At 59.2% G+C, this 26,526-nt stretch carries 21 protein-coding genes and 3 pseudogenes; 6 read left to right on the top strand and 18 right to left on the bottom strand.

Going from position 1 to position 26,526, the window contains the following annotated elements; translation table 11 throughout:
* The 4 genes and pseudogenes from AC1DSG_RS10040 to AC1DSG_RS10025 all read right to left on the bottom strand — a co-directional run.
* Positions 1–545: pseudogene (locus AC1DSG_RS10040) on the bottom strand (S41 family peptidase); the annotation flags it as partial.
* 84 nt (positions 546–629) lie between these two features.
* Complete coding sequence (locus AC1DSG_RS10035; protein ID WP_477790744.1) at positions 630–1,496, bottom strand: carboxylate/amino acid/amine transporter; 867 nt, start codon at positions 1,494–1,496, stop codon at positions 630–632.
* A 345-nt stretch (positions 1,497–1,841) separates the two neighbouring features.
* Positions 1,842–2,441 carry an FMN-dependent NADH-azoreductase gene (locus AC1DSG_RS10030; protein WP_477790743.1) on the bottom strand — a complete coding sequence of 200 codons (600 nt, stop codon included), beginning with the start codon at positions 2,439–2,441 and terminating at the stop codon, positions 1,842–1,844.
* 164 nt (positions 2,442–2,605) lie between these two features.
* Entirely contained in the window at positions 2,606–2,920 is a 315-nt protein-coding gene (locus AC1DSG_RS10025; RefSeq protein ID WP_477790742.1) for a 3-phosphoglycerate kinase, read from the bottom strand.
* 49 nt (positions 2,921–2,969) lie between these two features.
* Between AC1DSG_RS10025 and AC1DSG_RS10020 the strand changes: the two genes are divergently transcribed.
* The 5 genes and pseudogenes from AC1DSG_RS10020 (at position 2,970) to aqpZ (ending at position 8,138) form a co-directional block, all read left to right on the top strand.
* Positions 2,970–3,893, top strand: a complete 924-nt coding sequence (locus tag AC1DSG_RS10020; protein ID WP_150713769.1) for a PA3225 family LysR-type transcriptional regulator — start codon at positions 2,970–2,972, stop codon at positions 3,891–3,893.
* A 14-nt stretch (positions 3,894–3,907) separates the two neighbouring features.
* A pseudogene (locus tag AC1DSG_RS10015) lies at positions 3,908–4,713 on the top strand (alpha/beta fold hydrolase).
* Positions 4,714–4,716: 3 nt separating this feature from the next.
* Positions 4,717–5,274, top strand: coding sequence for a peptidylprolyl isomerase (locus tag AC1DSG_RS10010; RefSeq protein ID WP_477790741.1), 558 nt, complete (start codon positions 4,717–4,719; stop codon positions 5,272–5,274).
* Between the two features lie 85 nt (positions 5,275–5,359).
* Positions 5,360–7,192, top strand: a complete 1,833-nt coding sequence (locus AC1DSG_RS10005) for an ABC transporter ATP-binding protein (protein ID WP_477790740.1) — start codon at positions 5,360–5,362, stop codon at positions 7,190–7,192.
* A 247-nt stretch (positions 7,193–7,439) separates the two neighbouring features.
* The gene (gene aqpZ, locus AC1DSG_RS10000; RefSeq protein ID WP_477790739.1) at positions 7,440–8,138 is read left to right on the top strand and encodes an aquaporin Z; all 699 of its coding nucleotides are present in this window, start codon (positions 7,440–7,442) and stop codon (positions 8,136–8,138) included.
* 15 nt (positions 8,139–8,153) lie between these two features.
* Here the strand turns inward: aqpZ and AC1DSG_RS09995 are convergent, their stop codons facing one another.
* From AC1DSG_RS09995 to aceK, 6 genes are all read right to left on the bottom strand, one after another.
* A complete protein-coding gene (locus AC1DSG_RS09995; protein ID WP_477790738.1) occupies positions 8,154–9,278 on the bottom strand; it encodes a GNAT family N-acetyltransferase in 1,125 nt (374 codons plus the stop codon).
* Between the two features lie 59 nt (positions 9,279–9,337).
* Positions 9,338–9,574 carry an anti-sigma factor family protein gene (locus tag AC1DSG_RS09990; RefSeq protein ID WP_477790737.1) on the bottom strand — a complete coding sequence of 79 codons (237 nt, stop codon included), beginning with the start codon at positions 9,572–9,574 and terminating at the stop codon, positions 9,338–9,340.
* Entirely contained in the window at positions 9,568–10,182 is a 615-nt protein-coding gene (locus AC1DSG_RS09985; protein ID WP_477790736.1) for an RNA polymerase sigma factor, read from the bottom strand. Before AC1DSG_RS09985 ends, AC1DSG_RS09990 begins: the two co-directional genes overlap by 7 nt.
* 21 nt (positions 10,183–10,203) lie before the next feature.
* Positions 10,204–11,325, bottom strand: coding sequence for a beta-ketoacyl-ACP synthase III (locus AC1DSG_RS09980; protein ID WP_477790735.1), 1,122 nt, complete (start codon positions 11,323–11,325; stop codon positions 10,204–10,206).
* Between the two features lie 329 nt (positions 11,326–11,654).
* Positions 11,655–15,566: an ATP-dependent RNA helicase HrpA gene (gene hrpA / locus AC1DSG_RS09975; RefSeq protein ID WP_477790734.1), complete on the bottom strand. Its 3,912-nt coding sequence runs from the start codon at positions 15,564–15,566 to the stop codon at positions 11,655–11,657.
* Between the two features lie 93 nt (positions 15,567–15,659).
* Positions 15,660–17,378, bottom strand: a complete 1,719-nt coding sequence (gene aceK / locus AC1DSG_RS09970; protein ID WP_477790733.1) for a bifunctional isocitrate dehydrogenase kinase/phosphatase — start codon at positions 17,376–17,378, stop codon at positions 15,660–15,662.
* A 158-nt stretch (positions 17,379–17,536) separates the two neighbouring features.
* Here aceK and AC1DSG_RS09965 point away from each other — a divergent pair, with 158 nt between their 5' ends.
* Positions 17,537–18,442, top strand: coding sequence for a DMT family transporter (locus tag AC1DSG_RS09965; protein WP_477790732.1), 906 nt, complete (start codon positions 17,537–17,539; stop codon positions 18,440–18,442).
* 123 nt (positions 18,443–18,565) lie between these two features.
* On the opposite strand, the gene AC1DSG_RS09960 is transcribed toward AC1DSG_RS09965, so the two are convergent.
* The 8 genes and pseudogenes from AC1DSG_RS09960 to cheR all read right to left on the bottom strand — a co-directional run.
* Positions 18,566–20,146: an aldehyde dehydrogenase (NADP(+)) gene (locus AC1DSG_RS09960; protein WP_477790745.1), complete on the bottom strand. Its 1,581-nt coding sequence runs from the start codon at positions 20,144–20,146 to the stop codon at positions 18,566–18,568.
* A 122-nt stretch (positions 20,147–20,268) separates the two neighbouring features.
* Positions 20,269–21,264 carry an AraD1 family protein gene (gene araD1, locus AC1DSG_RS09955; RefSeq protein ID WP_477790731.1) on the bottom strand — a complete coding sequence of 332 codons (996 nt, stop codon included), beginning with the start codon at positions 21,262–21,264 and terminating at the stop codon, positions 20,269–20,271.
* A 52-nt stretch (positions 21,265–21,316) separates the two neighbouring features.
* Entirely contained in the window at positions 21,317–22,492 is a 1,176-nt protein-coding gene (locus tag AC1DSG_RS09950) for an L-rhamnonate dehydratase (RefSeq protein ID WP_140677315.1), read from the bottom strand.
* A gap of 328 nt (positions 22,493–22,820) precedes the next feature.
* Positions 22,821–24,137 carry a flagellar hook protein FlgE gene (gene flgE, locus AC1DSG_RS09945; RefSeq protein ID WP_477790730.1) on the bottom strand — a complete coding sequence of 439 codons (1,317 nt, stop codon included), beginning with the start codon at positions 24,135–24,137 and terminating at the stop codon, positions 22,821–22,823.
* Positions 24,138–24,168: 31 nt separating this feature from the next.
* The gene (gene flgD, locus AC1DSG_RS09940; RefSeq protein WP_477790729.1) at positions 24,169–24,891 is read right to left on the bottom strand and encodes a flagellar hook assembly protein FlgD; all 723 of its coding nucleotides are present in this window, start codon (positions 24,889–24,891) and stop codon (positions 24,169–24,171) included.
* Positions 24,892–24,906: 15 nt separating this feature from the next.
* Entirely contained in the window at positions 24,907–25,350 is a 444-nt protein-coding gene (gene flgC, locus AC1DSG_RS09935) for a flagellar basal body rod protein FlgC (protein WP_477790728.1), read from the bottom strand.
* Between the two features lie 3 nt (positions 25,351–25,353).
* Positions 25,354–25,761: a flagellar basal body rod protein FlgB gene (gene flgB, locus AC1DSG_RS09930; RefSeq protein ID WP_477790727.1), complete on the bottom strand. Its 408-nt coding sequence runs from the start codon at positions 25,759–25,761 to the stop codon at positions 25,354–25,356.
* Positions 25,762–26,143: 382 nt separating this feature from the next.
* Positions 26,144–26,526, bottom strand: a pseudogene (cheR, locus tag AC1DSG_RS09925) (protein-glutamate O-methyltransferase CheR); the annotation flags it as partial.

The raw sequence follows: 26,526 nt of genomic DNA, 5'->3' as shown, positions 1-26,526 counted from the left end.
GCTAAATGTAGCCAGGTCGACTTTAGTTCGAGCCTACGATCCAAATAGGGGGATAGTTCTCTCTCCAGTATCTCGCGGACTGATTTGTTGTCACATGATATAACCCTGGAATCAATCGGCGGTAACGGCACAGGCCAGTTTTTTGCGACGTGTTTTACGACAAAACTCTGACCTTGCCCATCCAAAATGAAACCTGCCCAGGAAGAGTTTCCTTGACCAGGTTGATTCAGCCCTACGTGTCCATCCTTGAAGCCCGCAATATAAAAATTCAGCACGGCTTGAGAGTCTTTCCTTGAGCTGACGCGTTCGGACAGCTGACTTGCTTCCAAATAACCCCGCTCCACCCAATCTGTAAAAGCCTCATTACTGCTATCAATAGCGCCTGGATGTGAACTGACTATCAGTTGTCGCATGACAGAAAGATCATTGATGGTTATATTTTTCCAGTCTTTTGTAGGTGGTGGCTCTTCGGCTTCAACGTCCGGCCCCGTCAAGCCAGCACTCAAGCAGACAGCCAACGCTATTTTTTTGTACGCAGTTTTCATGCGGGCATTCCCTTAGTTCACTTCTCCATGGCTGGCCAGCTAGACCTCTGCCTGCTGGCCCATCCGCTGCAACTGCAGCAGCGCCTACACTAGTTTTGGTGCGCGCCTGATACCCAACCGACTGATCCAGACCGCCATCAAAATCACCGACCCACCGAGGAACAGTCGCCCCAACTCCTCATGCTGATTCCAGATCAGCAGATTGATCAGCAAGCCCACGGGCACATGCAGGTTGTTCATCACCGCCAGCGTCCCGCCGTTCACCATGCACGCGCCTTTGTTCCACCAATACAAGCCCAACGCGGTCGAGACCAAACCGAGGAATACCAACACGCCCCATTGCAGCGGCGCTTCGGGCAGGAAGTTCTGTTTGCCGAACAGCAGGAACGCCGGCAAGGCCACCGCCAATGCACCGAGATAGAAGTAGCCGAATCGGCGGTAGTGCGGCAGATCGCTCGGATGGCGCGCCACCAGATGCTTATAAAGCACCTGCCCGGCGGCGTAGGTGAAGTTGGCGAGTTGCAGCAGCAGGAACCCCATGAAGAAATCCGGGTTGATCCGGTCGTAGCGAATCACTGCCGCCCCCATCACCGCCACCACCGCAGCAATCAATGCCCACGGATTGAAACGCCGGTTCAGCGCATCTTCGATCAAGGTCACATGCAACGGCGTGAGGATGGTGAACAGCAGCACCTCMGGCACCGTCAGCACCCGGAAGCTCAGGTACAGGCACACGTACGTCACACCGAACTGCAACGCGCCGATCAGCAGCATGCCGCGCATGAACGCAGGCTCCACCGAACGCCAGCGCGTCAGCGGAATGAACACCAGCCCCGCCAGCACCACGCGCACAAGTACCGCGAAGTAACTGTCGACATGACCGGCCAGGTATTCGCCGATCAAACTGAAGGAAAACGCCTGGATCAGCGTGACAAAAAGTAGATAGCCCATGCTCGCCTCGTTTTGAATGGCGGCGACGATAGCGGGTTTTATCTGTTTTCGCGAACGACCGGCAATGCGAAACCTTGTGGGAGTGAGCCTGCTCGCGATGGCGGTGGGTCAGCCAATATCAATCAATATTGACTGTGACATAGCTATCGCGAGCAGGCTCGCTCCCACAGGGGATTTGGGGTGTTGATGAAATCGCAGGCAAAAAAAACCCGATCTCGCTAAGCGTTCAATCGGGCAAGAGCACTCAGGAGCAATAAGTGCAAAGGGAGGTTCGATGCGCGTAAAGCCTTGAAGGAGTTGCGCCAGGTCACTTGAACATCAAGGGATTATCTGGCGATTAAAGCGTCATGCCACTTGGGAAAGCTTGGCGTTGGCCTGGTTCAGGCCCTTCTCGTGGAAGTCGCCGCCCAGGTTCATGCCTTCGGCGTGAATAAAGGTCACGTCATGGATACCGATGAACGCCATGACCTGACGCAGGTACGGTTCCTGGTGATCCGCTGTGCTGCCGGCGTAGATCCCGCCGCGAGCGGTCAACACGTAGGCACGCTTGCCGCTGAGCAGACCTTGCGGGCCGGTGTCGGTGTATTTGAAGGTCACGCCCGCACGCAGCACATGGTCGAGCCAGGCTTTCAGCGTGCTGGGGATAGCGAAGTTGTACATCGGTGCAGCCATGACCAGCACGTCGGCAGCCAGCAACTCATCGGTCAACTGGTTAGAGCGCTCCAGCGAAGCCTGTTCAAGGTCACTGCGTTGCTCGACAGGTTTCATCCAGCCGCCCAGCAGATTGATGTCCAGGTGCGGAACCGGGTTGACGGCCAAGTCACGAACAGTGATCTGGTCGGCCGGATGCGCGGCTTTCCACTGGCTGATGAAGGTCTGGGTCAGTTGACGGGAAACCGAGTCTTGCTGACGGGCGCTGCTTTCGATGATCAGAACGCGTGACATGGGATGTAGGCTCCATCTGAGARTGCTGTAAGGCGATGGAGTGAAGGTTAAACAGAGTCATATCGATGAAAAAGCGCAAATAACTGCTATAACCCATCAATTAATTCGTTTATAAGCTGAGCATACCCTGTGGGAGTGAACCTGCTCCCACAAGAGATTAGAGGTCATTTAGGTGTGCAAGTCAGCTCGATACGCAGCTTGATAATGCCGCGGGTGAACTTGGCGGTGGCATCTTTGTGTTTTCCCGCCGGCACATCGATCTTGCGAGTACGCGGTGCTTCCGGGCCATTGCTGAAAACCGCTTTGCAGCTCGCATCAACGTCGCCGTAGTTAGCCACCCGGATGGAGCCCATGTCGTTATCCGTGTCGTAGGTGGTGTAGTCGATCTTCATGCCGTTGAGGTTTTTCTGCACATCTATCGGATACGCAAACGCCGTCAAAGGCAGCATCGCCAGAAGCACACAACAAAGCTTTTTCATTCAGCAGTCTCCATAAAGGGCTGCCAGCTTAGGACAAGAGGAGCTATTCATGAAAGCGCCCCGCGTGACCCTTGATCAATGGCGAACGTTGCAGGCCGTGGTCGACCACGGTGGTTTCGCCCAGGCCGCCGAAGCGCTGCACCGCTCGCAATCGTCGGTGAGCTACACCGTCGCACGCATGCAGGACCAACTCGGTGTGCCGCTGTTGCGCATCGATGGGCGCAAAGCCGTATTGACCGAAGCCGGTGGCGTGTTGCTGCGTCGTTCGCGGCAACTGGTGAAACAGGCCAGTCAGCTGGAAGACCTGGCCCACCACATGGAACAAGGTTGGGAAGCCGAAGTGCGGCTGGTGGTCGACGCGGCGTACCCAAGCGCCCGCCTCGTCCGCGCCTTGACCGCGTTCATGCCGCAAAGCCGCGGCTGCCGGGTTCGTCTGCGCGAAGAGGTGCTGTCGGGGGTAGAAGAAGTCCTGCTCGAAGGCGTGGCTGACCTGGCGATCACCGGGTTCAGCATTCCCGGTTACCTGGGGGCGGAATTGAGCGATGTCGAATTCGTGGCGGTCGCCCATCCCGAACATGCGCTGCACCGCCTCAACCGTGAGCTGAATTTCCAGGACCTGGAAAGCCAGATGCAAGTGGTGATCCGCGACTCCGGACGGCAGCAGCCACGTGATGTCGGCTGGCTCGGTGCAGAACAACGCTGGACCGTCGGCAGCCTGGCCACCGCAGCGACGTTTGTCAGCAGCGGCCTGGGGTTCGCCTGGTTGCCCAGGCACATGATTGAACGGGAACTCAAAGAAGGTACGCTCAAGCTGCTACCGTTGGATCAGGGCGGCAGTCGTAACCCGAGCTTTTACCTGTATTCGAACAAGGACAAACCCCTGGGACCTGCGACGCAGATTCTCATCGAACTGCTGCGCACCTTCGACACCGCACCATTGGACGCGCCTTTCGCCGCCCCTGAACAAGCCTGACAAGGAGTGAATGCATGGCCTATTTCGAACACGAAGGCTGCAACCTGCACTACGAGGAGTACGGCCATGGCACGCCGTTGCTATTGGTCCATGGCTTGGGTTCCAGCACACTGGACTGGGAAATGCAGATCCCGGCACTGTCCGCGCACCACCGGGTGATCGTCCCGGATGTGCGTGGTCACGGCCGTTCCGACAAACCTCGCGAGCGCTACAGCATCGCTGGTTTCAGCGCTGACGTGGTTGCGTTGATCGAGCATTTGAACCTAGGCCCGGTCCACTACGTGGGGCTTTCGATGGGCGGCATGATCGGTTTTCAACTGGCCGTGGACCAACCGCATTTGCTCAAAAGCCTGACCATCGTCAACAGCGCGCCACAGGTCAAATTGCGCAGTCGCGACGATTACTGGCAGTGGTTCAAACGCTGGAGCCTGATGCGCGCCCTCAGCCTGGGCACCATTGGCAAGGCCCTCGGCGGCAAGTTGTTCCCGAATCCGGAACAGGCAGATTTGCGTCAAAAGATGGCCGAGCGCTGGGCAAAAAACGACAAACGTGCTTATCTCGCCAGCTTCGATGCCATCGTTGGTTGGGGGGTTCAGGAACGACTTTCGAAGGTCGCCTGTCCAACCCTCATCGTCAGCGCCGACCGTGATTACACACCCGTCGCGCTGAAAGAATCCTATGTAAAACTGCTGCCCGATGCGCGGCTGGTGGTGATCGCCGATTCGCGTCACGCCACCCCGCTGGACCAACCCGAACGCTTCAACCAAACACTGCTCGAGTTTCTCACCGCAGTCGACACCACCTCACTCAGGATCACTGACCCATGCTAAAAAAAATCGCCCTCGTCGCCGGCTCCGTACTGTTTGCTGCCAACCTGATGGCTGCAACCCCTGCCAAGGCGCCGCACGTGTTGCTGGACACCACCAACGGCCAGATTGAAATCGAGCTGGACCCGGTCAAGGCGCCGATCAGTACCAAGAACTTCCTTGATTACGTCAATAGCGGCTTCTACAACAACACGATTTTCCACCGCGTGATCCCGGGCTTCATGGTCCAGGGCGGCGGCTTCACCCAACAAATGGAACAAAAAGTCACCAAGGACGCGATCAAAAACGAACACAAGAACGGCCTGGTCAACGTTCGTGGCACCTTGTCCATGGCACGTACGTCGGCACCTGATTCGGCCACCAGCCAGTTCTTCATCAACGTCAAGGACAACGATTTCCTTGACCAAGGTGACGGCTACGCCGTATTCGGCAAAGTGGTCAAAGGCATGGACGTGGTGGACATCATCGTCAACACGCCAACCACTATGCGCGGTGGCATGAAAGACGTGCCCGCCGATCCAGTGCTCATCAAGTCGGCCAAAGTCATCGACTAAGCTTCACAGGAAGTCTTGAGCGGCTGCCGGCCTGCGGCGCCGCTCACATTGTTCAAAGGAGAGCCCGTGCGCGGGCGGAGAACTGATGCTTTATCGCCGTTTTGAAAAACTGATCGACGTATTCCGCGATGCACCGACGGCAGCCCCTCCGGATCGGGTTTTCCCTTTCTATACCTATTACCTGAAACAGGTCTGGCCGAGTTTCGCCGCCCTGCTGATCGTCGGCCTGTTTGGCGCGCTGATCGAAGTGGCGCTGTTCAGTTACCTGAGCCGCATCATCGACCTCGCCCAGGGCACGCCCAACGTCAATTTCTTCAAGGAACACGGCATCGAACTGGCCTGGATGGCGGTGGTGGCGCTGATCCTGCGCCCGGTGTTCGTCGGCCTGCATGACCTGCTGGTGCACCAGACCCTGAGCCCCAGCATGACCAGCATGATCCGCTGGCAGAACCACAGCTACGTGCTCAAACAGAGCCTCAATTTCTTCCAGAACGACTTCGCCGGGCGTATCGCCCAACGCATCATGCAGACCGGTAACTCGTTGCGCGATTCGGCGGTGCAAGCGGTGGACGCGCTGTGGCACGTGCTGATCTACGCGATCAGTTCGCTGGTGTTGTTTGCCGAAGCCGACTGGCGCCTGATGATCCCGCTGCTGAGCTGGATCGCAGCGTACATGGGTGCGCTCTATTACTTCGTGCCACGGGTCAAAGAGCGTTCGGTGGTGTCTTCCGATGCGCGTTCCAAACTGATGGGGCGGATCGTCGACGGCTACACCAACATCACCACGCTGAAGCTGTTCGCCCACACCAATTTCGAACAGCAGTACGCCAAGGAAGCCATCGAAGAACAGACAGTCAAGGCGCAACTGGCCGGCCGCGTTGTCACCAGCATGGACGTGGTCATCACCAGCATGAACGGTTTGCTGATCGTCACCACCACCGGCCTGGCCCTGTGGCTGTGGACGCAGTCGCTGATCACCGTCGGTGCGATTGCCCTGGCCACGGGCCTGGTGATCCGCATCGTCAACATGTCCGGCTGGATCATGTGGGTGGTCACCGGCATCTTCGAAAACATCGGCATGGTTCAGGACGGCTTGCAGACCATCTCTCAACCGGTCAGCGTGACGGATCGAGACGAGGCCAAACCACTGGCCGTCGCCCGGGGCGAAGTGCGTTTCGAGCACGTGGATTTCCACTATGGCAAGAAGAGCGGGATCATCGGCGACCTTAATCTCAACATCAAGGCAGGTGAAAAGATCGGCTTGATCGGTCCCTCCGGCGCCGGCAAATCAACCTTGGTCAACCTGCTGTTGCGCCTGTATGACGTGGAGGGGGGACGAATCCTCATCGACGGCCAGAACATCGCTGAAGTCGGCCAGGAGAGCCTGCGCGAGCGTATCGGCATGATCACTCAGGACACGTCGCTGCTGCACCGCTCGATCCGCGACAATTTACTGTACGGCAAACCCGACGCCACCGACGCCGAACTCTGGGAAGCGGTGCACAAGGCCCGCGCCGACGAGTTCATCCCGTTGCTCTCGGATGCCGAAGGCCGCACGGGTTTCGATGCGCATGTGGGTGAGCGGGGGGTGAAACTGTCTGGCGGTCAGCGTCAGCGGATAGCGATTGCCCGCGTGCTGCTAAAAGATGCGCCGATTCTGATCATGGACGAGGCGACGTCAGCCCTCGATTCTGAAGTGGAAGCGGCCATCCAGGAAAGCCTGGAAACCCTGATGCAGGGCAAAACCGTGATCGCCATCGCCCACCGTCTTTCGACCATTGCCCGGATGGACCGCCTGGTGGTGCTGGAAAACGGCAAGATCGCCGAGACCGGCACCCACGCAGAACTGCTGGCCCATGGCGGGTTGTATGCACGGCTGTGGCAGCACCAGACCGGGGGATTTGTCGGAATCGATTAATTCGATTCACCATCATCTGATCGTTCCCACGCTCTGCGTGGGAATGCAGCCCGGGACGCTCTGCGTCCAAAAAGCGGACGCAGAGCGTCTATTGAGGCATTCCCACGCAGAGCGAGGGAACGATCTGCCTTACCCGTCGGCTGGAATTCTGAAAAAACCCTGCTGTACTCAGCCAAGGTTCTGGTGATGGTTCTGCAGTCCATCTGCTGGATGCGATAGGCAGTAAAACCTCGAAAGGGCACGCTCTATGTCTCTATTCAAACGTTCAGCGACAGAGTTGGTAGGTACGTTCTGGCTGGTGTTGGGGGGGTGTGGCAGTGCGGTGCTGGCCGCCGCCTTCCCGGATGTAGGCATCGGTTTACTGGGGGTTGCCCTGGCGTTTGGGTTGACGGTGCTGACCATGGCGTTCGCTATTGGTCATATCTCCGGTTGTCACCTCAACCCGGCAGTGTCGCTGGGGCTGGTGGTCGGCGGACGGTTTCCGGCCAAGGAGCTGCCGGCTTACATCATTGCGCAGGTGATTGGCGGGGTGATTGCTGCCGCGCTGCTGTATTTCATTGCCAGCGGCAAGCCCGGTTTTGACCTGGCCGGCGGCCTGGCCTCCAACGGCTATGGCGAACACTCCCCCGGCGGTTATTCCATGGTGTCCGGGTTTGTCTGTGAACTGGTGATGACGGCGATGTTCATCCTGATCATCCTCGGAGCCACCGACAAGCGTGCCCCGGCAGGACTTGCCCCCATCGCTATCGGCCTGGGGCTGACCCTGATCCACCTGATCTCGATCCCGGTCACCAATACCTCGGTCAACCCGGCGCGCAGCACCGGCCCGGCACTGATTGTCGGTGGCTGGGCCATTCAACAGCTGTGGATGTTCTGGGTGGCACCACTGCTGGGTGCGGTGATTGGCGGCATCACCTATCGCTGGCTGGGCAAAGAAGAGACCTGAAGCCTCGGACGAGGATCAGTCTTGCCGGTAAGGCAAGGCGGTCCTCGCCTCCTCGGCATACGCCAGCACCCCAACGCGCTCTTGTTGCAGGAAGTCTTTGACCGCCGCTTTCAGACCCGCGTGACGCAGGTAATGCCAGGAATGGGTGATCACCGGTTCAAACCCGCGAATCAATTTGTGCTCGCCTTGGGCACCGGCGTCGAAACGTTGAAAGCCATTGGCAATCGCATAATCCATGCCTTGATAGAAACACGTCTCAAAGTGCAGTCGATCAAACTCCGCCAGACAGCCCCAGTAACGGCCGTAAAAACTGTCGCCCCCCACCAGACTGAAGGCCATGGCCACCGGCCGTGAGCCTTGTTTGGCCAGCACCACACGAATCGATTCCGGCATGCGTTCGGCCAACAGGCTGAAAAACTCACGCGTCAAATAAGGTCTTTGCCGACGTACCGCGTAGGTATTGGCGTAGCAGGCATAGACGAAATCCCACTGCACCTGATCCAGCTGCCGACCTTCAAGCCATTCGAAATCGATGCCCTGCCCCGCGACTTGCTCTCGCTCTTTGCGCATCTGCTTGCGTTTGCGTGAACTCAGGACGTCGAGGAAGTCCTGAAAATCCCGATAGCCGCGATTTTGCCAGTGATACTGACAGCCAATTCGCTGCAACCAGCCGGGCTGTTCGGCCAGTGCAGCGTCAGTGAACGGGTCGGTGAAGTTGATGTGCGCGCTGGAAAGCCCTTCAATCTCAAGGTAGCCCGGCAGGCTTTGGAGTAACTCGAAACCGTCCTCGACGCTGGCCGCCAGCAAGCGTGGTCCGCTAACGGGACTGAAGGGCACGGCGGTCAATAATTTGGGGTAATAGTCGATGCCGGCCCGCTCACAGGCATCCGCCCAGGCATGATCGAACACGTACTCACCATAGGAATGCCACTTGCGGTAACTGGGCAGCGCAGCGATCAGCCGACCGTTTTCGATATGCAGTAGATGCTCGGGCTGCCAGCCGGAATGCGGGCCGACACTGCCGCTGTCTTCCAGTGCACTGAGAAAGGCATGACGTAGAAACGGCTGGCGCTCAGGTACGAGCGCATCCCAGGTATGCGGTGCTATGTCGGACAGACTTTCCAAACGTTGCAGCGCCATCAACTTCCTCTCCACTTATTGCGTGAAAGCCCTGCGAGCCTGACTCCTGCCCGTACACTCTACGGAATGTCCTTGCGACGTTCAGCTGCGAGACGTTCGGCCAGCGCATCGACGTCCGGCACCGTTTCTTCGGGCATGGCGCGCAATGTCGCCTGCATCAGCCGCATCTGATGAATGAAGCGTCGGCAATTAGGGCAGAACATCAGGTGATGACGCACCATCAGCCGCTCACGAAAACTCAACTGGCCGTCGAGATAATCGCTGGAGCGAGCCACTTGTTCCTTGCAGGTCAGCATTCGCCGGTTTCCTCAAAATGCTCCACGGTCGCAAAGACCTTCAACCGTGCCCTGTGCAACAGCACGCGAACATTGGAGAGCGAGATTTCCAGAAGATTACAGATCTCCTCCAGCTCCAGCCCCTGGCGCTCGCGCAATAACAATACGCTGCTTTGCAGTTCCGACAGACTGAGCAGCGTGCGCTCCAGGCATTCACGCAGCTCATTTTCGGTCAGAAGCGCTTCCGGGGTGTCCTGGTGCCAGGCAAACGGCGCCACCAGCCAATGACCATCGCCGGGCGAGAAACGATCATCATCGATGGTGCCGTGGGGTGACGGAAGGTCATCAAGCAAAACCTCGCGGCGGTTTTGCTTGTAGCGACTTTTGGCCGAGTTGGCAGTAATGGTCAGCAGCCAGGTCTTGAGACTCGAACGCCCTTCGAACCCTTTGAGATTGCGCACGACCGACAACCAGGCATCCTGCACCACTTCGTCGGCATGCCGGTTGCCGACAATCGCATAGGCCACCGCACGCATGGCACTCTGGTAAGTGCTGACCAATTCCTTATAAGCCTTCTGCTCGCCCGCCAGCAGACGGTCGAGCAATCGGGTGTCGTCAGCGACAGCCATGTCTATCTCTCATCCATGAGCTCAACGCTTGCGCAGAATCACGCTACCAATCGAATAACCGGCGCCAAACGAACTGAGCACGGCCAGCGAGCCGGCGGCCAGATCATCCTGGTTCTTGTGAAACGCAATCACCGAACCTGCGGAGCTGGTGTTGGCATAGGTGTCGAGAATGACCGGTGCTTCTTCTTCGGTGGCCTCGCGACCCAGCAGCTTCTTGACGATCAGGTGATTCATGCTGAGGTTGGCCTGGTGCAGCCAGAAACGCTTCACATCGCTGATGTTCAGCGTGTTTTCTTCCAAGTGCGTCGCGATCAGCTCGGCAACCATTGGGCAGACGTCGCGGAACACCTTGCGGCCTTCCTGCACGAACAGTTTGTCCTTGGCACCGATGCCCTCTTCCGCCGTACGGTTGAGGAAGCCGAAGTTGTTGCGGATGTTGTTGGAGAACTTGGTCAGCAACTTGGTGCTGACGATGTCGAACTGGTACTTGGACGTCGCCAGGTCCGCACGTTCGATGATCACGGCCGTGGCAGCGTCACCGAAGATGAAGTGGCTGTCGCGGTCGCGGAAGTTCAGGTGACCGGTGCAGACTTCCGGGTTGACCATCAGGATGGCCCGGGCCTGGCCCAGTTGCACGCTGTTGGCGGCCGCCTGGATGCCGAAAGTTGCCGAGGAACAGGCAACGTTCATGTCGAAACCGAAGCCCTGGATGCCCAGCGCTTCCTGGACTTCGATGGCGATGGCCGGGTAGGCGCGTTGCAGGTTGGAACAGGCGACGATCACGCCGTCGATGTCCGCGGCAGTCTTGCCGGCGCGCTGCAAGGCTTGTTCGGCGGCGCCGATAGCCATTTGGCAGAGTACCGACCATTCGTCGTTCGAACGCTCCGGCAGGCGTGGCGCCATGCGTTGCGGATCGAGAATGCCGTCCTTGTCCATGACAAAGCGGCTTTTGATGCCGGAGGCTTTCTCGATGAACGCCGCGTTGGACTCGGTCAACGCTTCGACTTCGCCACGGGCGATAGCCTCGGCGTTGTCGGCGTTGAATTGCGCAACGTAAGCGTTGAAAGATTGCACCAGCTCTTCGTTGGAGATGCTGTTGGCCGGGGTGTACAGGCCGGTGCCGCTGATGACGACGTTATGCATGGTTGTTTCTCTAATCTGTTCAGGCAGAAAGCATTGGCACCGACGTACCAACACACAAGGGGTCTGTTCCCGTCATGGGAAGCCAACCAGGCATCGCTTTATTCCGATCCGCCCGAACCCTGAAAGGCTCAAAACCGCGGGACCAGCGTTTATAGGCGCGAAGTTTGCCATAAACATTGGGTTTTGGCGCCTTTTGCGAGAGCAACGGCGTAGCAAATATGGGAGCGAGCCTGCTCGCGAAGAGGGCGTCACCTTCAACATCAATGTTGACTGACACACCGCCTTCGCGAGCAGGCTCGCTCCCACAGGGTATTGTGCAAACCTCAGTTCTAGGGCTCGACCTGGGTCCACTGTTTGTTCAGGCGCTTGTCGGAGATCGGCACCTTGGTCCCCAATTGCTGGGCGAACAGCGAAACCCGGTACTCCTCCAGCCACCAGCGATAGAGCTCCAGCTGCGGATCACGCTTGCCTTCCTGGGCGTGCTTGCTGGCGCGGGTCTGGTATTGGCTCCAGAGGCCGGATAATTCGCCGCTCCAGACCCGATCTCTCTGCACTTGAGCGCCGATTTTTTCGAAGCGCTGCTCGACCGCTTTCAGGTAACGCGGCAATTCCTTGAGCCACACCATCGGTGTTTCACGGACAAAGCCTGGATACACCAGATGACTGAGCTGCTGCTTGATGTCGTTCAAGGCCACGGCTTGTGCCAGGTCGATCTTGCCTTTGAAGCGTTTTTGCAGACCGTGCCAGTGCTTGAGGATTTCCAGTGTCAGTTTCGCCAGACGCTCGACGTGCTCAGTCCAGCCGCCGCGCTTGCGTTCGGCCAATGCCGCCAACCCGGCGCCATCGCGCGGCAACGGGTCTTCGCCGTCGAGAATGCAGCTGTCGAGACTGGCCAGCAGAATGTCTTCCACCAGACTGTCGATACGCCCCATGTCGCGGTACATCAGGCCCAGCTCGGTCAGTCCCGGCAACTTGCTGCGCAGGAACTTTGCCGGTTCGGCCAGTTGCTGCATCAACAAACGCTGCAAGGCGCGGCGGTGCTGGAACTCGGCTTCAGCCGGGGTCGAGAAACGCCCTTCCTTGACCGTGCCACCCTCCTCCACAAGCGCCGGGTAGACCGTCATCGACAGTCCGGCAATCTTCTGTTGGGTTTTCTCGGCAACCGGCGCAAAGACTTTGGCTTCCACCGGCTGCTGGCTTTTCGCGGTTTGCGGAACAGCCAACGCCGCCTGGCTGGCTTCGGCAAAACGTGCAGTGAGTTCGGCCAGGTCACGCCCTTCGCCAAGGAACTTGCCCTGGCCGTCGACGATTTCCAGGTTCATGCGCAAATGGCTGTCGACCTGCTGCGACGCCTCGGCCCACGCTTCATCGCTGACCCGCGCGCCGGTCATGCGCAGCAATTCACGGCCCAGCGCCTGAGGCAACGAACCCTCGGCGAAGGTCATGCGCTGCAACGCCGCTTTGACGAAGTCCGGCACCGGCACGAAATTCTTGCGTAGCGCCTTGGGCAGGTTGCGCACCAGCGCGATGCACTTGGCTTCGATCACACCGGGCACCAGCCATTCCAGGCGTTCCGGCGGCAGCATCGGCAGCAACGGCGCCGGCACGCGCAGGGTCACGCCGTCGCGCGGATGATTGGGTTCGAAGTGGTAACTCAGCGCCAGTTCCAGATCACCGATGTGCAAGGTATCCGGGTAATGCAGGGCGGTGACTTCGCTGGCCTCGCGGGCCAGCACGTCTTCTTCGCGCATGATCAGCAGCTGTGGGTCTTTCTGGCTGTTGATCCGATACCAGCTGTCGAAGGTCGCGGTCTGGTGGATCTCCGCTGGCAATCGCGCATCGTAAAAGGCGAACAGGGTTTCTTCGTCAGCCAGAATGTCACGGCGACGGGCCTTGGCTTCCAGTTCGTCGAGTTGTTCCAGCAGTTGCGCGTTGGCTGTCAGGCATTTGGCCTTGGATTGAATCTCGCCGCGCACCAGGCCTTCACGGATGAAAAACTCACGGGACACCACCGGGTCAATCGGCCCGTAATGCACCGGCCGGCGGCCGACCACGATCAGCCCGAACAAGGTGATCTGCTCGAAGGCCACGACCTGACCGCGCTTCTTCTCCCAATGCGGTTCGAAGTGGTTTTTCTTGATCAGGTGCCCGGCCAACGGCTCGATCCAGTCAGCGTCGATCTTGGCGACCATGCGTGCATAGAGTTTGGTGGTTTCCACCAGCTCGGCGGTCATCAGCCATTGCGGGCGTTTTTTACCCAGCCCGGATGACGGGTGAATCCAGAAACGCCGCTGACGGGCACCCAGGTAATCGCCTTCATCGGTTTTCTGACCGATCTGACTGAGCAGGCCCGAAAGCACCGCTTTGTGCAGTTTCGGGTAATCCGCCGGCTCTTTGTTGAGGCTCAACTGCATGTCGCGGCAGATCAGGCTCAACTGGCGGTGCGAGTCGCGCCATTCGCGCAGTCGCAGGTAATTCAGGAAATTCTTGCGGCACCAATTGCGCAGCGGACTCGCCGTCAGCGCCTGGCGTTGTTCTTCAAAACCGCGCCACAGATTGACCAGCCCGGCGAAGTCCGAGTCCACGTCTTTCCACTGCGCGTGAGCCTGATCTGCCGCTTGCTGACGCTCCGGCGGACGTTCGCGCGGGTCTTGAATCGACATGGCGCTGGCGACGATCAGCACTTCCTGCAAGCTGCCGAGTTTTGCCGCTTCCAGCAGCATACGGCCCATGCGCGGGTCCACCGGTAAGCGCGCCAGATTGCGCCCCAGCGGGGTCAGCTGGCTGTTGCGGTCCACCGCGGAGAGTTCTTGCAGCAGGTTGAAACCGTCGCTGATGGCCTTGCCGTCCGGCGGTTCGATAAACGGGAAATCGGTGATCTCGCCGAGGCGCAGGTGCAGCATCTGCAAGATCACCGCGGCAAGGTTGGTCCGCAGGATCTCCGGGTCGGTAAATTCAGGACGGCCAATGAAATCGTCTTCACCATAAAGGCGGATGCAGATACCGGGCTCGACCCGACCACAACGCCCTTTACGTTGGTTGGCGCTGGCCTGGGAAATCGCTTCGATGGGCAGGCGCTGAACCTTGGCGCGGTAGCTGTAACGGCTGATGCGCGCAGTACCGCTGTCGATCACGTAACGGATGCCCGGCACCGTCAGCGAGGTTTCCGCGACGTTGGTCGCCAGAACGACGCGTCGGCCGGGGTGCGACTGGAAAATCCGCTGCTGCTCGGCCGGCGACAGGCGTGCGTACAACGGCAGGATTTCGGTGTGCTTGAGCTGAGCCTTGCGCAGCATCTCGGCCGCGTCACGAATCTCGCGCTCGCCGGGCAAGAACACCAGCACATCGCCAGGGCTCTTGCGCTCGCTGCGTTCGAAGGCGGCGATTTCGTCGAGGGTGGCGAGGATCGCCTGGTCCACGGTCAAGTCATCCTCGACGCGGTTACCCTCTTCATCCTGCTCCAGGGTCAGCGGGCGATACCAGGTTTCCACCGCGAAGGTGCGGCCAGAGACTTCGACAATCGGCGCGTTATCGAAATGTTTGGAGAAGCGCTCCAGATCGATGGTTGCCGAGGTGATGATGACTTTCAGGTCCGGGCGACGCGGCAGCAGGGTTTTCAGGTAACCGAGCAGGAAGTCGATGTTCAGGCTGCGTTCGTGGGCTTCGTCGACGATGATCGTGTCGTAGCGTTCGAGGTAGCGATCGTTCTGGGTTTCCGCCAGCAGGATGCCGTCGGTCATCAGTTTGATCAGCGTGTTGGAATCGCTCTGATCCTCGAACCGCACCTGATAGCCGACCAGCGCGCCCAGCGGCGTCGCCAGCTCTTCGGCAACCCGGCTGGCCACGCTGCGCGCAGCGATTCGACGGGGCTGGGTGTGGCCGATCAGGCCATGCTGGCCGCGACCGATTTCCAGGCAGATCTTCGGTAACTGGGTGGTTTTACCCGAGCCGGTTTCGCCAGCGATGATCAGCACCTGATGCTTGAGCAGCGCTTCTTTGATTTCATCGCGCTTGGCAGCAATCGGCAAACTGTCGTCGTAACGAATGACCGGCAGGCTGGCACGCCGCGCCAGCACCTGATCACAGGACGCCTGCATCCGCGTCACCCACAGGGCCAGCTTGGCCTCGTCAGGTTTCTTGCGCAGCTCAAGCAACTGCCGCCGCAGCCGGTGGCGGTCGGCGAGCATGGCGTGATCGAGATTTTTCAGCAGTTTGTCGATGGAGGGCGATTCGTCGGTCATCGGGTACGCAATTCAGTCGTCTAGTGGCGCAGGGGGGCGATTGTCGCAGATTTAAAGGACAAACGAGATCCCTTGTAGCAGCTGTCGAGCCGACTACTCGTTATCCAGGCCCTTGCGGCGATACGGGAACACGTCGATCACTTTGCCGGCCCGAATCGCTTCCTGAAGGCTTTTCCAGTAATCGGCGTTGTACAACTCGCCATGTAACTGATCAAACAGCCGCCGCTGCCCCGAATCGGCAAACAGGAACGGCGGGAACTCCTCGGGAAACACGTCCAGCGGCCCGATCGAATACCAAGGCTCCGACGCCATCTCGTCTTCCGGCGTGCGCGGCTGCGGGATGTGCCGGAAGTTGGCCTCGGTCAGGAAGCAGATCTCGTCGTAGTCATAAAACACCACGCGACCGTGGCGGGTGACGCCGAAGTTTTTCAGCAACATGTCGCCAGGAAAGATATTCGCCGCCGCCAATTGCTTGATTGCCAGGCCGTAATCCTCCAGCGCCTCATGCACCTGCGCCTCGTTGGCGTTTTCCAGATAAAGGTTCAACGGCGTCATCCGTCGTTCAGTCCAGCAGTGGCGGATCAGCACGGTGTCGCCTTCCACCGACACCGTGGACGCGGCCACTTCGAGCAATTCTTCCAGGCATGCCGGGTCGAATTTGCTCAACGGGAAACGGAAATCGGCGAATTCCTGGGTATCAGCCATGCGCCCCACACGATCGACGCTTTTTACCAGACGGTATTTCTCGATCACCGTGGCGCGGTCGACGTTTTTCGACGGCGAGAAACGGTCCTTGATGATTTTGAACACGGTGTTGAAACCCGGCAGGGTAAACACGCTCATGACCATGCCGCGCACGCCGGGGGCCATGATGAACTGGTCGTCGGTGTTGGCCAGGTGATTGATCAGTGCCCGGTAAAACTCGGATTTGCCGTGTTTGTAGAAACCGATCGAGGTGTACAGCTCGGCGATGTGCTTGCCCGGCAGAATGCGTTTGAGGAAACCAATGAACTCCGCCGGCACCGGCACATCAACCATGAAATACGAGCGGGTGAACGAGAAGATGATCGACACGTCCGCTTCATCGGTAATCAGCGCATCGATCTGAATCCCGCGACCTTCGCGATGCAGCAGCGGTATAACCAGCGGCCACTGTTCGTCATGGGTGTAGATACGCCCAACCAGGTACGCGCCTTTATTGCGGTAGAGCACCGAGGAGAACAGTTCGACGCTGAGTTCCGGGTCTTTGCACACCCAGTCCGGCAGGTTCTCGCGCAGTTGCGCTTCGAGGCGGCTCAAGTCGCCGGCCAGATCGGCGTAATCCTCGCTGAAACGGTAGTCGGCAAAAATGCTCGCGAGCATGTCGGACAAATGCCCCTGCGGTTTGTACGTGCGGGTTTGTGCAGCGCGGGCCCGGCGCAGGCTCGGGCGGGTGGTGTGGATGAACATGCAGCCGTCGCTGATCAGGTCATGGCTGAACAAACCGCAGAAAATCGAGTTGTACCAGGTCTCGGACAGTTCATCGTCGAAGCGCAGGTCGATCAACGTGATGTACGCGCTTTTGACCAGCGGCCAGCAGCTGACGTCCAGTGTGTCGCTATCGAAAGCGACACGCAGGCGCTCCACCGTTTCGCTGACTTTTTCTTCATAGAGATTGATCCGCGCAGCCGACGCGACTTGCGTCTCCTGCCACTGGGCTTGCTCGAAACGCGCCCGGGCGCCGTCGGTGATCTGACGGAAATGCTCGCGGTAATCGTCAAAGCCATCGAGGATCATTCGGGCGATATCGGCGGCTGGCCATTGCTGCGGCATGGGTGAGACCTCTGCGGGAATTCGTGAGCCCTGAGCTTAGCCAGTGAACCGGGTGCAGGAGAAGCGTAATTTTTCGCTCGGATTATTTGCTCGTTTTCCGGTTGCCATCGATCTGGCCCTCGGCAACACTCTCGTCCCCATCAAGGAAGGAGTGCACCGTGAGTCCCGTCGATATCGTCCGTTTACTTTCACTGGCGGCCATTTGGGGTGCGAGTTTTCTGTTCATGCGCATCATCGCCCCTGTGATTGGCACCGTCCCCACGGCTTTTTTCCGTGTGTCGATTGCCGCCGCCGGCCTGCTGGTGATTCTCGGGCTGATGCGCATCAGCTGGGATTTCAAAGGCAAACTCAAGACAGTCATGCTGCTCGGGGTGATCAACTCCGGGATCCCGGCGACGCTCTATTCTGTGGCAGCCCAAGTGCTGCCGGCCGGCTACTCGGCGATCTTCAACGCCACCACGCCGTTGATGGGCGTGCTGATTGGCGGGTTGTTCTTTCATGAAAGGCTCACCGCCGCCAAGCTCGGTGGGGTCTTCCTCGGATTGTTGGGGGTTGGCGTCCTGACCCGTGCAGGCCCAGTCGCGTTCGACCTGCAACTGCTGATGGGCGCCCTCGCCTGCCTGCTTGCCACGACATGCTATGGCTTCGCCGGTTTCCTCGCCCGCCGTTGGCTGGATCAGGCCGGTGGTCTCGACAGCCGTTTGTCTGCGCTGGGCAGCATGCTGGGGGCGACGTTGTTTCTGTTGCCGCTGTTCGGCTACAGCGTGATCAGCCAACCGCCAGCGAGCTGGGGTGGCTGGAATGTCTGGTTGTCGTTGCTGGGGTTGGGGCTGGTGTGTACCGCGCTGGCATACATCATTTACTTCCGCTTGCTCAGCTCGATCGGGCCGGTGAGGTCGATGACCACGACGTTCCTGATCCCGCCGTTCGGGGTGTTGTGGGGGGCGTTGTTGCTGGATGAGCCGTTGTCCATGGCGCATGTCTATGGCGGGGTGTTGATTGCGGCGGCGTTGTGGTTGGTGTTGAAGCCGGCGGTGAAAGTGGCTGAGGTGGTTGCCAAGTAATTCGGCGGTGTTGCTGATGGCGCCTTCGCGAGCAAGCCCGCTCCCACATTCGATCTGTGTCACGACGAAGATCGAATGTGGGAGCGGGCTTGCTCGCGAAGACGGTAGCCCAGACACCGAAAACTACAGAGCCTGGTCGCTGACCTCCCCATCCACCAACCGCCGAATCCCCAGCGGATTAGCGTTCTGCAACGCCTCAGGCAGCAACGCATCCGGGTAATTCTGGAAACACACCGGCCGCAGGAACCGATCGATCGCCAGCGTCCCCACCGATGTCCCCCGGGAATCGGACGTCGCCGGGTATGGCCCGCCGTGCACCATCGCCTCGCACACCTCGACCCCGGTCGGATAACCATTGAGCAGAATCCGCCCGACCTTTTCCTGAAGCATTTCTGCCAGCCAGCGATACTCCAGCAACTCCTCGGCCTCGCCAATCAAGGTCGCTGTCAGTTGCCCGCGCAACCCCTGCAACGCTGCCGCCAACTGAGCCTGGTTCTCGACTTCAACGACAATGGTGGTCGGCCCGAAGACTTCTTCCTGAAGCAGTTCATCACCCTCAAGTAACAGGCTGACATCGGCCTTGAACACCTGCGGCTGCGCCTGATTACCTTGTTGCGGCCTGCCCGCGAGATGCGTCAGCCCCGGATGTTCGTGCAACTCGCCAAGGCCTCGGTGGTAGCTGACCAGCGTACCGGCGTTGAGCATGGTTTGCGCCGGTTGCTGGTTCATGCTGGCGCAAAAGGTTTCCAGAAAGGTGCTGAACTGCGGTGAGCGCAGGCCGATGACCAGGCCGGGATTGGTACAGAATTGACCACAACCCTGGGTCACCGAACCGGCAAGTTGCGCGGCGATTTGTTCGCCGCGGACTGCAAGCGCTTCGGGCAACAGGAAGACCGGGTTGATGCTCGACATCTCGGCAAACACCGGGATCGGCTGCGGCCGGGTCGCAGCCATGTGGCTAAGGGCATTACCGCCCTTGAGCGAACCGGTGAAGCCCACCGCCTGAATCGCCGGGTGCTTGACCAGCCATTCGCCGACGCCCCCGCCGTAGATCATATTGAACACACCCGCCGGCATTTCGGTACGTTCGGCGGCACGGATGATAGCGTCCGCCACCCATTCGGCGGTTGCCATGTGACCGCTGTGAGCCTTGAACACCACGGGGCAACCGGCGGCCAATGCCGACGCGGTATCACCGCCGGCGGTGGAGAACGCCAGCGGAAAATTACTCGCGCCGAATACTGCGACCGGCCCTATCGCGATGCGGTATTGGCGCAGGTCCGGACGTGGCAATGGCTGGCGCTCCGGCAGCGCCCGATCAATCCGCGCACCGTAGAAATCACCGCGACGCAGGACCTTGGCGAACAAGCGCATCTGCCCGCTGGTGCGAGCGCGCTCGCCCTGAATTCGCCCCGCTGGCAGCGCGGTTTCGCGGCACACCGTGGCGACGAAATCATCGCCGAGTGCATCGATTTCATCGGCGATGGCATCGAGGAACCGTGCGCGTTTTTCCGCGCTCAGGTTACGGTAGACCGGGTAAGCGCCAGCCGCTGCATTGGCGGCGGCATCCACTTCGGCTTCAGTCGCCTGAAAGAAGTTGCCACGCAGCGGTTCGCCGGTGGTTGCGTCGAGGCTTTGCAGTTGCAGCGTGCCGTTGGCGCTGCGGCGGCCGCCGATGTAGTTGTGTCCAAGTATCGTGGTCATTTCGGATTCCTTGATCGATTGCAGACCTGTGGGAGTCGGCTTGCCGGCGATGGCGGTCTTCCAGCCAATGTCTGCGGTGACTGACACACCGCCATCGCGGGCAAGCCCGGCTCCTACAGGGGTCAGAGAGTGCGCACCCGACCGATTGGCAACGGCTGGGCACTTTCGCCGATACCGTTGACCAAGGGCGCGCCAAACTCATCGAGGCTGATCTGGAAGCGATCGCCCGGCTGGGTTTTCACGCCGTCTGCAAACGACAGCGTGGCGGTGCCGAAGTAGTGCACATGGACATCGCCGGGGCGCAAAAACTGCGCGTATTTGAAGTGGTGGAATTCGAGGTTGGCGAGGCTGTGGYACATGTTGTCTTCGCCGCTGAGAAATTCCTTTTCCCAGATCGTTTCGCCGTTGCGTTTGATCCGGCTGGTGCCGGCCAGGTGCCTTGGCAATTCACCGACGCGCAACTCTGGACCGTAGGAGCAATAGCGCAGTTTGGAATGCGCCAGGTACAAGTAATTGCGCCGCTCCATCACATGGTCGGAGAACTCGTTGCCCAAGGCATAACCGACGCGATACGGCAGGCCGTCGTCGCCAATGACATAGAGGCCGGTCAACTCCGGTTCTTCACCGGCGTCTTCGGCAAACGGCGGCACCGGGAAGTCTGCGCCGGGGCGCACGACGATGCTGCCGTCGCCCTTGTAGAACCATTCCGGTTGCGCACCGACCTGACCGAATGCGGGTTTTCCGCCTTCCAGGCCCCACTTGAAGATGCGCATGGTGTCAGTCATGCCGGCTTCGACTGCGCCGTCCTGCTGGTGCATTTTGTCCCGCGCGGAGGCGCTGCCCAGATGGGTCAGGCCGGTGCCGCTGATCAGGCAATGGGCCGGGTCGTCGTGATCCAGCGGCGGCAGGACTTTGCCCTGTTGCAACAGTTGCGCGTAATCCGGGCCTGCCTCGGTGCCGCGTTGAGCGACTTCTTCTTGCAGGCTGCGTTGAGCACGAATCGCCGCGAGTGCCAGTTCACGGGTGCTGCGGGTGCCTTTGAGCACCTGCACCTGTGCCCCTTCGACGAGGCCAACCTGACGCTCACCGGCAGTGTTTTCAAATTGAATCAGGCGCATGACGGCCTCCAGAAAGTCGGGGATGGCGCCGCCCACAGGCGACGCCTCAAGGTCACTCGATGATGTTGAAGTCGCTCAAATACTCATCGGAGATTTCCAGGCCCAGGCCTGGCTTGTTGTCGTCGAGCTGGATGTAGCCGTTGACCGGTTGCGGCTCGCCCTTGAACACGTAGTAGAAGAGTTCGTTGCCGACCTCGACGTCGAACACCGGGAAGAACTCGGCCATTGGCGAGGCGGTGGTGGACATGGTCAGGTGGTAGTTGTGCATCTGCCCGGCATGAGGGATCACCGGCACCGACCAGGCTTCGGCCATGGCGTTGATCTTGCGTGCGGCGGTGATGCCGCCCACGCGGTTGGTGTCGTACTGGATCACATCGACGGCGCGGCGTTCCAGCAGGTCTTTGAAGCCGTAGGAGGTGAACTCATGCTCGCCGCCGGAGATCGGCATGATCCCCATTTTTTTCAGTTCGATGTAACCCTCGATGTCATCGGCGATCACCGGTTCTTCCAGCCAGCGTGGCTCGAACTCGGCGAGTTTGGGCAACATGCGACGGGCGTATTCCAGGGTCCAGCCCATGTAGCATTCGAGCATGATGTCGATGTCGGGGCCGGCCAGATTACGCAATGCGCGCACTTGTTCGATGTTCTTGCGCATGCCTGCCGGGCCGTCTTTCGGGCCGTAGCCGAAACGCATTTTCAGCGCGGTGAAACCCTGGTTCAGGTAACCCTGGGCTTCTTCGAGGAACAGGTCGAGGTTGTCGTTGGCGTAGAGTTTGGAAGCGTAGGTCCAGATTTTTTCCTTGGTCCGCCCGCCGAGCAGTTTGAACACCGGCTTGTTCACCGCTTTGCCCATGATGTCCCAGATGGCGATGTCGATGGCCGAGATCGCCGCCATGCCGATACCTTTACGGCCCCACGCGTGGCTCTGGCGGTACATCTTCTGCCAGATGTATTCGTTGTCGAACGGATCTTCGCCGATGGCGATTGGAGCCAGGTAGGTGTCGATGATTTCCTTGGCCACACGCGGCGCCAAGGCGCAGTTACCGATGCCGACCAGACCGGTGTCGGTCTCGACTTCCACCACCAGCCAGCCATGAAAACGGAACGAGCCCATGGCATCGCCGCGCTCGAACAGGATGTCGCTGGCGTTGGTGCAGAAGTGTGCTTGAGGAGGAACGACTTTGCCTTTCCACTCAAAAACGCGGGTACGGATGGCTTTGATTTTCATGAATACAGTTCCTTGCGCTGCCGGCTTCTTGTAGTTGTCAGGTCGCTGCGCAGAGCCGCTCGGGCGGCGGGTTCCGGGCATTCGATGGTGCGACTTTAGCCAGCGCCTGGAGGGGCGGATAATCACTTATGCGTATCCGGCGATAACCTGGGGTGATCGCACCAATGGATTTTGGCCTGGATGGGGTTATCAGGCGCAACACAAACCAAATGTGCGGGGCTACTCGCGATGAGGCCAATACAGACAACCAGGGTGTCTGAACCCGAGACAAATCCCGGCCATAAAAAACCCCTCTTCCGAGGGGTTTTTCAAGTAGCGCTATCAGGCATCAAGCCATCTGAATGATGGTCTGCATGATGGTGCTCTGGGTGGAGATGGTCTTGGCGTTCGCCTGGTAGTTGCTCTGCGCCTTGATCAACTCAACCAGTTCGTTGGTCAGGTTGACGTTGGACTCTTCCAGCGAGTTGGACACGATTGCACCCAGTGTACCGGTTTTCGGTGCATCGACGCCGGCCACGCCCGAGGCGAAGGTTTCTTTCCAGCGGGTACCACCGATTGGCTGCAAGCCTTGTTCGTTGGCGAAGCTGGCCACGGCTACCTGGCCGATGGCCTTGGTTTGCCCGTTGCTGAAGTTGGCGGTCATGACACCGCTTCCATCGATGGTCAGACTGGAAATCTGGCCAGTGGCGTAGCCGTCCTGGTACTGCGCAGAACGTGCGGTTGGCGAAGCGTAAGACGTGGTTCTGGTCATGTCGAACGCAATACCGCCAGCAGCGGCGTTAGAACCGTTCGCGGCCCAGACTGGCGGGTTGGCGTTGGCGTCAACCGCCACGCCAGGAACCCAGCCTGTCATGGTCAGGGTGTTGCCGGTTTGCGCCCAGCCTGCACCGCCCGTCAGGGTATTGATGCTTCCATCCGGATTGAAGGTGATGTCAGCCGTGATCGGCACCGGCGGGTTTTGCGTTGGGTCGCTTGGGCTACGACCGTCAATGAAGGTGTAAACAGTCCAGGTGTTGGCCCCCGGATTTTTTACGTAGTACTGATCCATCGAGTGCTGGTTACCCTGCGTGTCGTACACAGGGGTGGAAATGGTTTTGTTGTAGCTGTTGGTGTCATTGACGTCGAACACAGGTACGGTTGGCACTGTGTCCGAGGAGTTCAGGTTCAGCGTCTGATCGACAAGCGTGGTCGCATTCGGCGCCAGGCTCGACATGTCGACTCTCAGATCGGTCAGCACGCCGTTGATGATCTTGCCGTTGGCGTCCACGCCATAACCCTGCAAGCGGTTACCGTTGTTGTCGACCACGTAATTTTCGGCGTCAGTATTGAACACGCCGGCTCGGGTGTAGCTCAGCGAACCGTTGTCGCTGAGGATAAAGAAACCGCTGCCCTGGATACTCAGGTCCAACACCCGGCCGGTGTTGCTCACGTCGCCTTGGCTGAACTGCTGGGAAACGTTGGCCAGGCGCACGCCGTTGCCGACGGTCCTGCTGCCGGTGCCCAGGCGGGTGGCCGAGAACACGTCTTCGAATTCTGCACGGGAGGATTTGAAACCGGTGGTCGCGACGTTGGCGATGTTGTTGCCGGTTACGTCCAGTTGTTTGTTGGCGGCATAGAGACCGCTAAGGCCGATATTGAAAGACATACTCCACTCCTTTGTGCCGTATTAGTCGGCTCTATATACCAATGGTTTGCACTTTGGACAGGGCAACACTACCCAGGCCGGCCAGGTTCAGCATCAACTCACCACCGGTCTGGCTGATGGTCACGCTGTTGACAGTTGCGGGCAGGTAAGTCACCAGCGAGGTCGCCTGGCTGTCGTAAGTCGCGGTGGCGGAAAACTTGTAAGTTCCAGCCTCGACCACTTCTCCCGCATCGTTCTTGCCGTCCCAGATGAAACTGGCTTGGCCGGCTGGTTGGCTGCCCAGGTCGATGGTGCGAATGACAGTGCCATCGGCATTGGTGATCTTGACCGTCACAGGGTCCGCCGATGCTGGCAGGACCGCCGTACCGTTGAAGCTCTTGGAGGTATCGACCACTGCGGTGTCGGTCTCGGCGACCACCGAGCGGCCGACCAGCGAAGAAGCTTGCAACGCTTGCGACGAGTTGTAATAGCCGGCGATGGCGTTGACCGTATCGTTCAGCGTAGTGATGCCTTCCAGGCTGCTGAACTGCGCCAACTGAGCGACGAACTCGCCGTTGTCCTGCGGTTCAAGCGGGTTCTGGTTTTGCAGCTGGGTCACCAGCAATTGCAGGAACGCGTCTTTGCCCAGCTCTTTTTTGCCAGCGACATTGCTCGCCGCTGAAGACAGACCATCACTGGTATTGTTGGTCCTGAGCGAAGAGTTGGCCAAAACATCATTGAGGCTCAAGCCGTTGGTGGTATTGGTAACACTCATCAGAGTCGCCCCTTATCACTGACCGAGGGTCAGGACCTTCTGCATCATGGTTTTGGCGGTGTTCATCATTTCGGCGTTGGTCTGGAACGAACGGCTCGCGGAAATCATGTCGGCCATTTCTTCAACGACGTTGACGTTCGGGTAATAGACGTAACCCTTGGCGTCTGCAGCCGGATGGTTCGGCTCGTAGCGCGCTTCAAGGTTGCTCTGGTCTTCGACCACGCCCAGCACTTGCACGCCTTGACCGGCAGCATCCTGGTTCTGGAACAGCGAATCGCTGCCGCCGTTCTGGCCACCCTGGAACATGGTGGCGAACACCGGGTGACGGGCGCGATAGGTCTGGTCGATGCTCGACGAGACGGTTTCGGCGTTGGCGATGTTCGAGGCCACGGTGTTCAAGCGCGTGGTTTGAGCACTCATGCCGCTACCGGCAATATTGAAAACACTGGATAGGGACATGACTTACTCTCCGCGCAGGGCTGACACCAGCCCTTTGAATTTGCTGTTGAGCAGGGTGAAGCTGGCCTGGAAGCCGATGGCGTTTTCCGCGTAGTTCGACTGTTCCAGGTGGGCGTCCACGGTGTTCTGGTCGATCGACGGCTGCATCGGCGTGCGATACAGCAGCGACTCGTCGCCATTGCCCAGGCCCTGAGCTTCAATATGACGGCTGTTGGTCATGTTCAAGGCAAACGTACCGTTCCTGGTTTTCTCGTTCTGCTCGGCGAGCACTTTCGAGAAGTCCAGATCCCGAGCCTTGTAGTTCGGCGTATCGGCGTTAGTGATGTTGTTGGCCAGGACTTCGGCACGCTGAGCGCGGAAGCCCAGGGCTTGTTCGTGGATACCGAGCGCTTTATCGAAGCTGATGCTCATGTCGGGAAACCTTCGGGTGACCTGATTTTTCGTAACAGAGACATAGCAAGCGGCGTGCCAAATAAAAAACCCCATAAACCGGGGCTTTGCGGGGAGTGGCAAGGCGGCAATGCCAGAAAAGCGGCAACCGGCTTCCGCCATCTGCCGCTTTTCTGCCGCTTATCACTGTCGAAAGTACAACACCTAATCTGTGGAGGCCGGGCTTGCCCGCGATAGCGGTGTGTCAGGCACCTCAACTTTGTCAGTCATACCGCAATCGTGGGCAAGTCGGACCGCCGCACCGCTGGCTCCCACAAGGGATGGAGGTGCTGGAGGGAAATCATCAGGCATAAAAAAACGGGAGCCCCCTGAGGACTCCCGTTTTTTTTAAGCTGCCGATGAATCATTTCGCCTGGTAAATAATCCCCGGGCTGCACTGGACCATCTGGTAATGATCCGGCAAACCGTTCAGCGCTTCGGACGCACCGAGGAACAAATAGCCACCTGGCTTGAGCGTGCTGTGAATGCGCAACAGGATGTCTTTCTTCACCTCGGCGGAGAAGTAGATCAGCACGTTGCGGCAGAACACGATGTCGAATTTGCCGAGGCTCGCGTAGCTGTCCAGCAGGTTGAACGAGCGAAACTCCACCCGGCCCTTGATCGGCGCCTTGATCGCCCAGCGCCCCGGCCCTGTCGGGTCGAAATAACGCTGAAGGCGCTCGGGCGACAGACCACGGCCAATTGCCAGGCTGTCGTACTCGCCGGTCTTGCAGTTGGCCAGCATGG

This window comes from Pseudomonas sp. P5_A12 (assembly GCF_056400685.1).
Note: the sequence above shows the minus strand (reverse complement) of the source record. Positions and strands in the feature narration are given on the sequence as shown.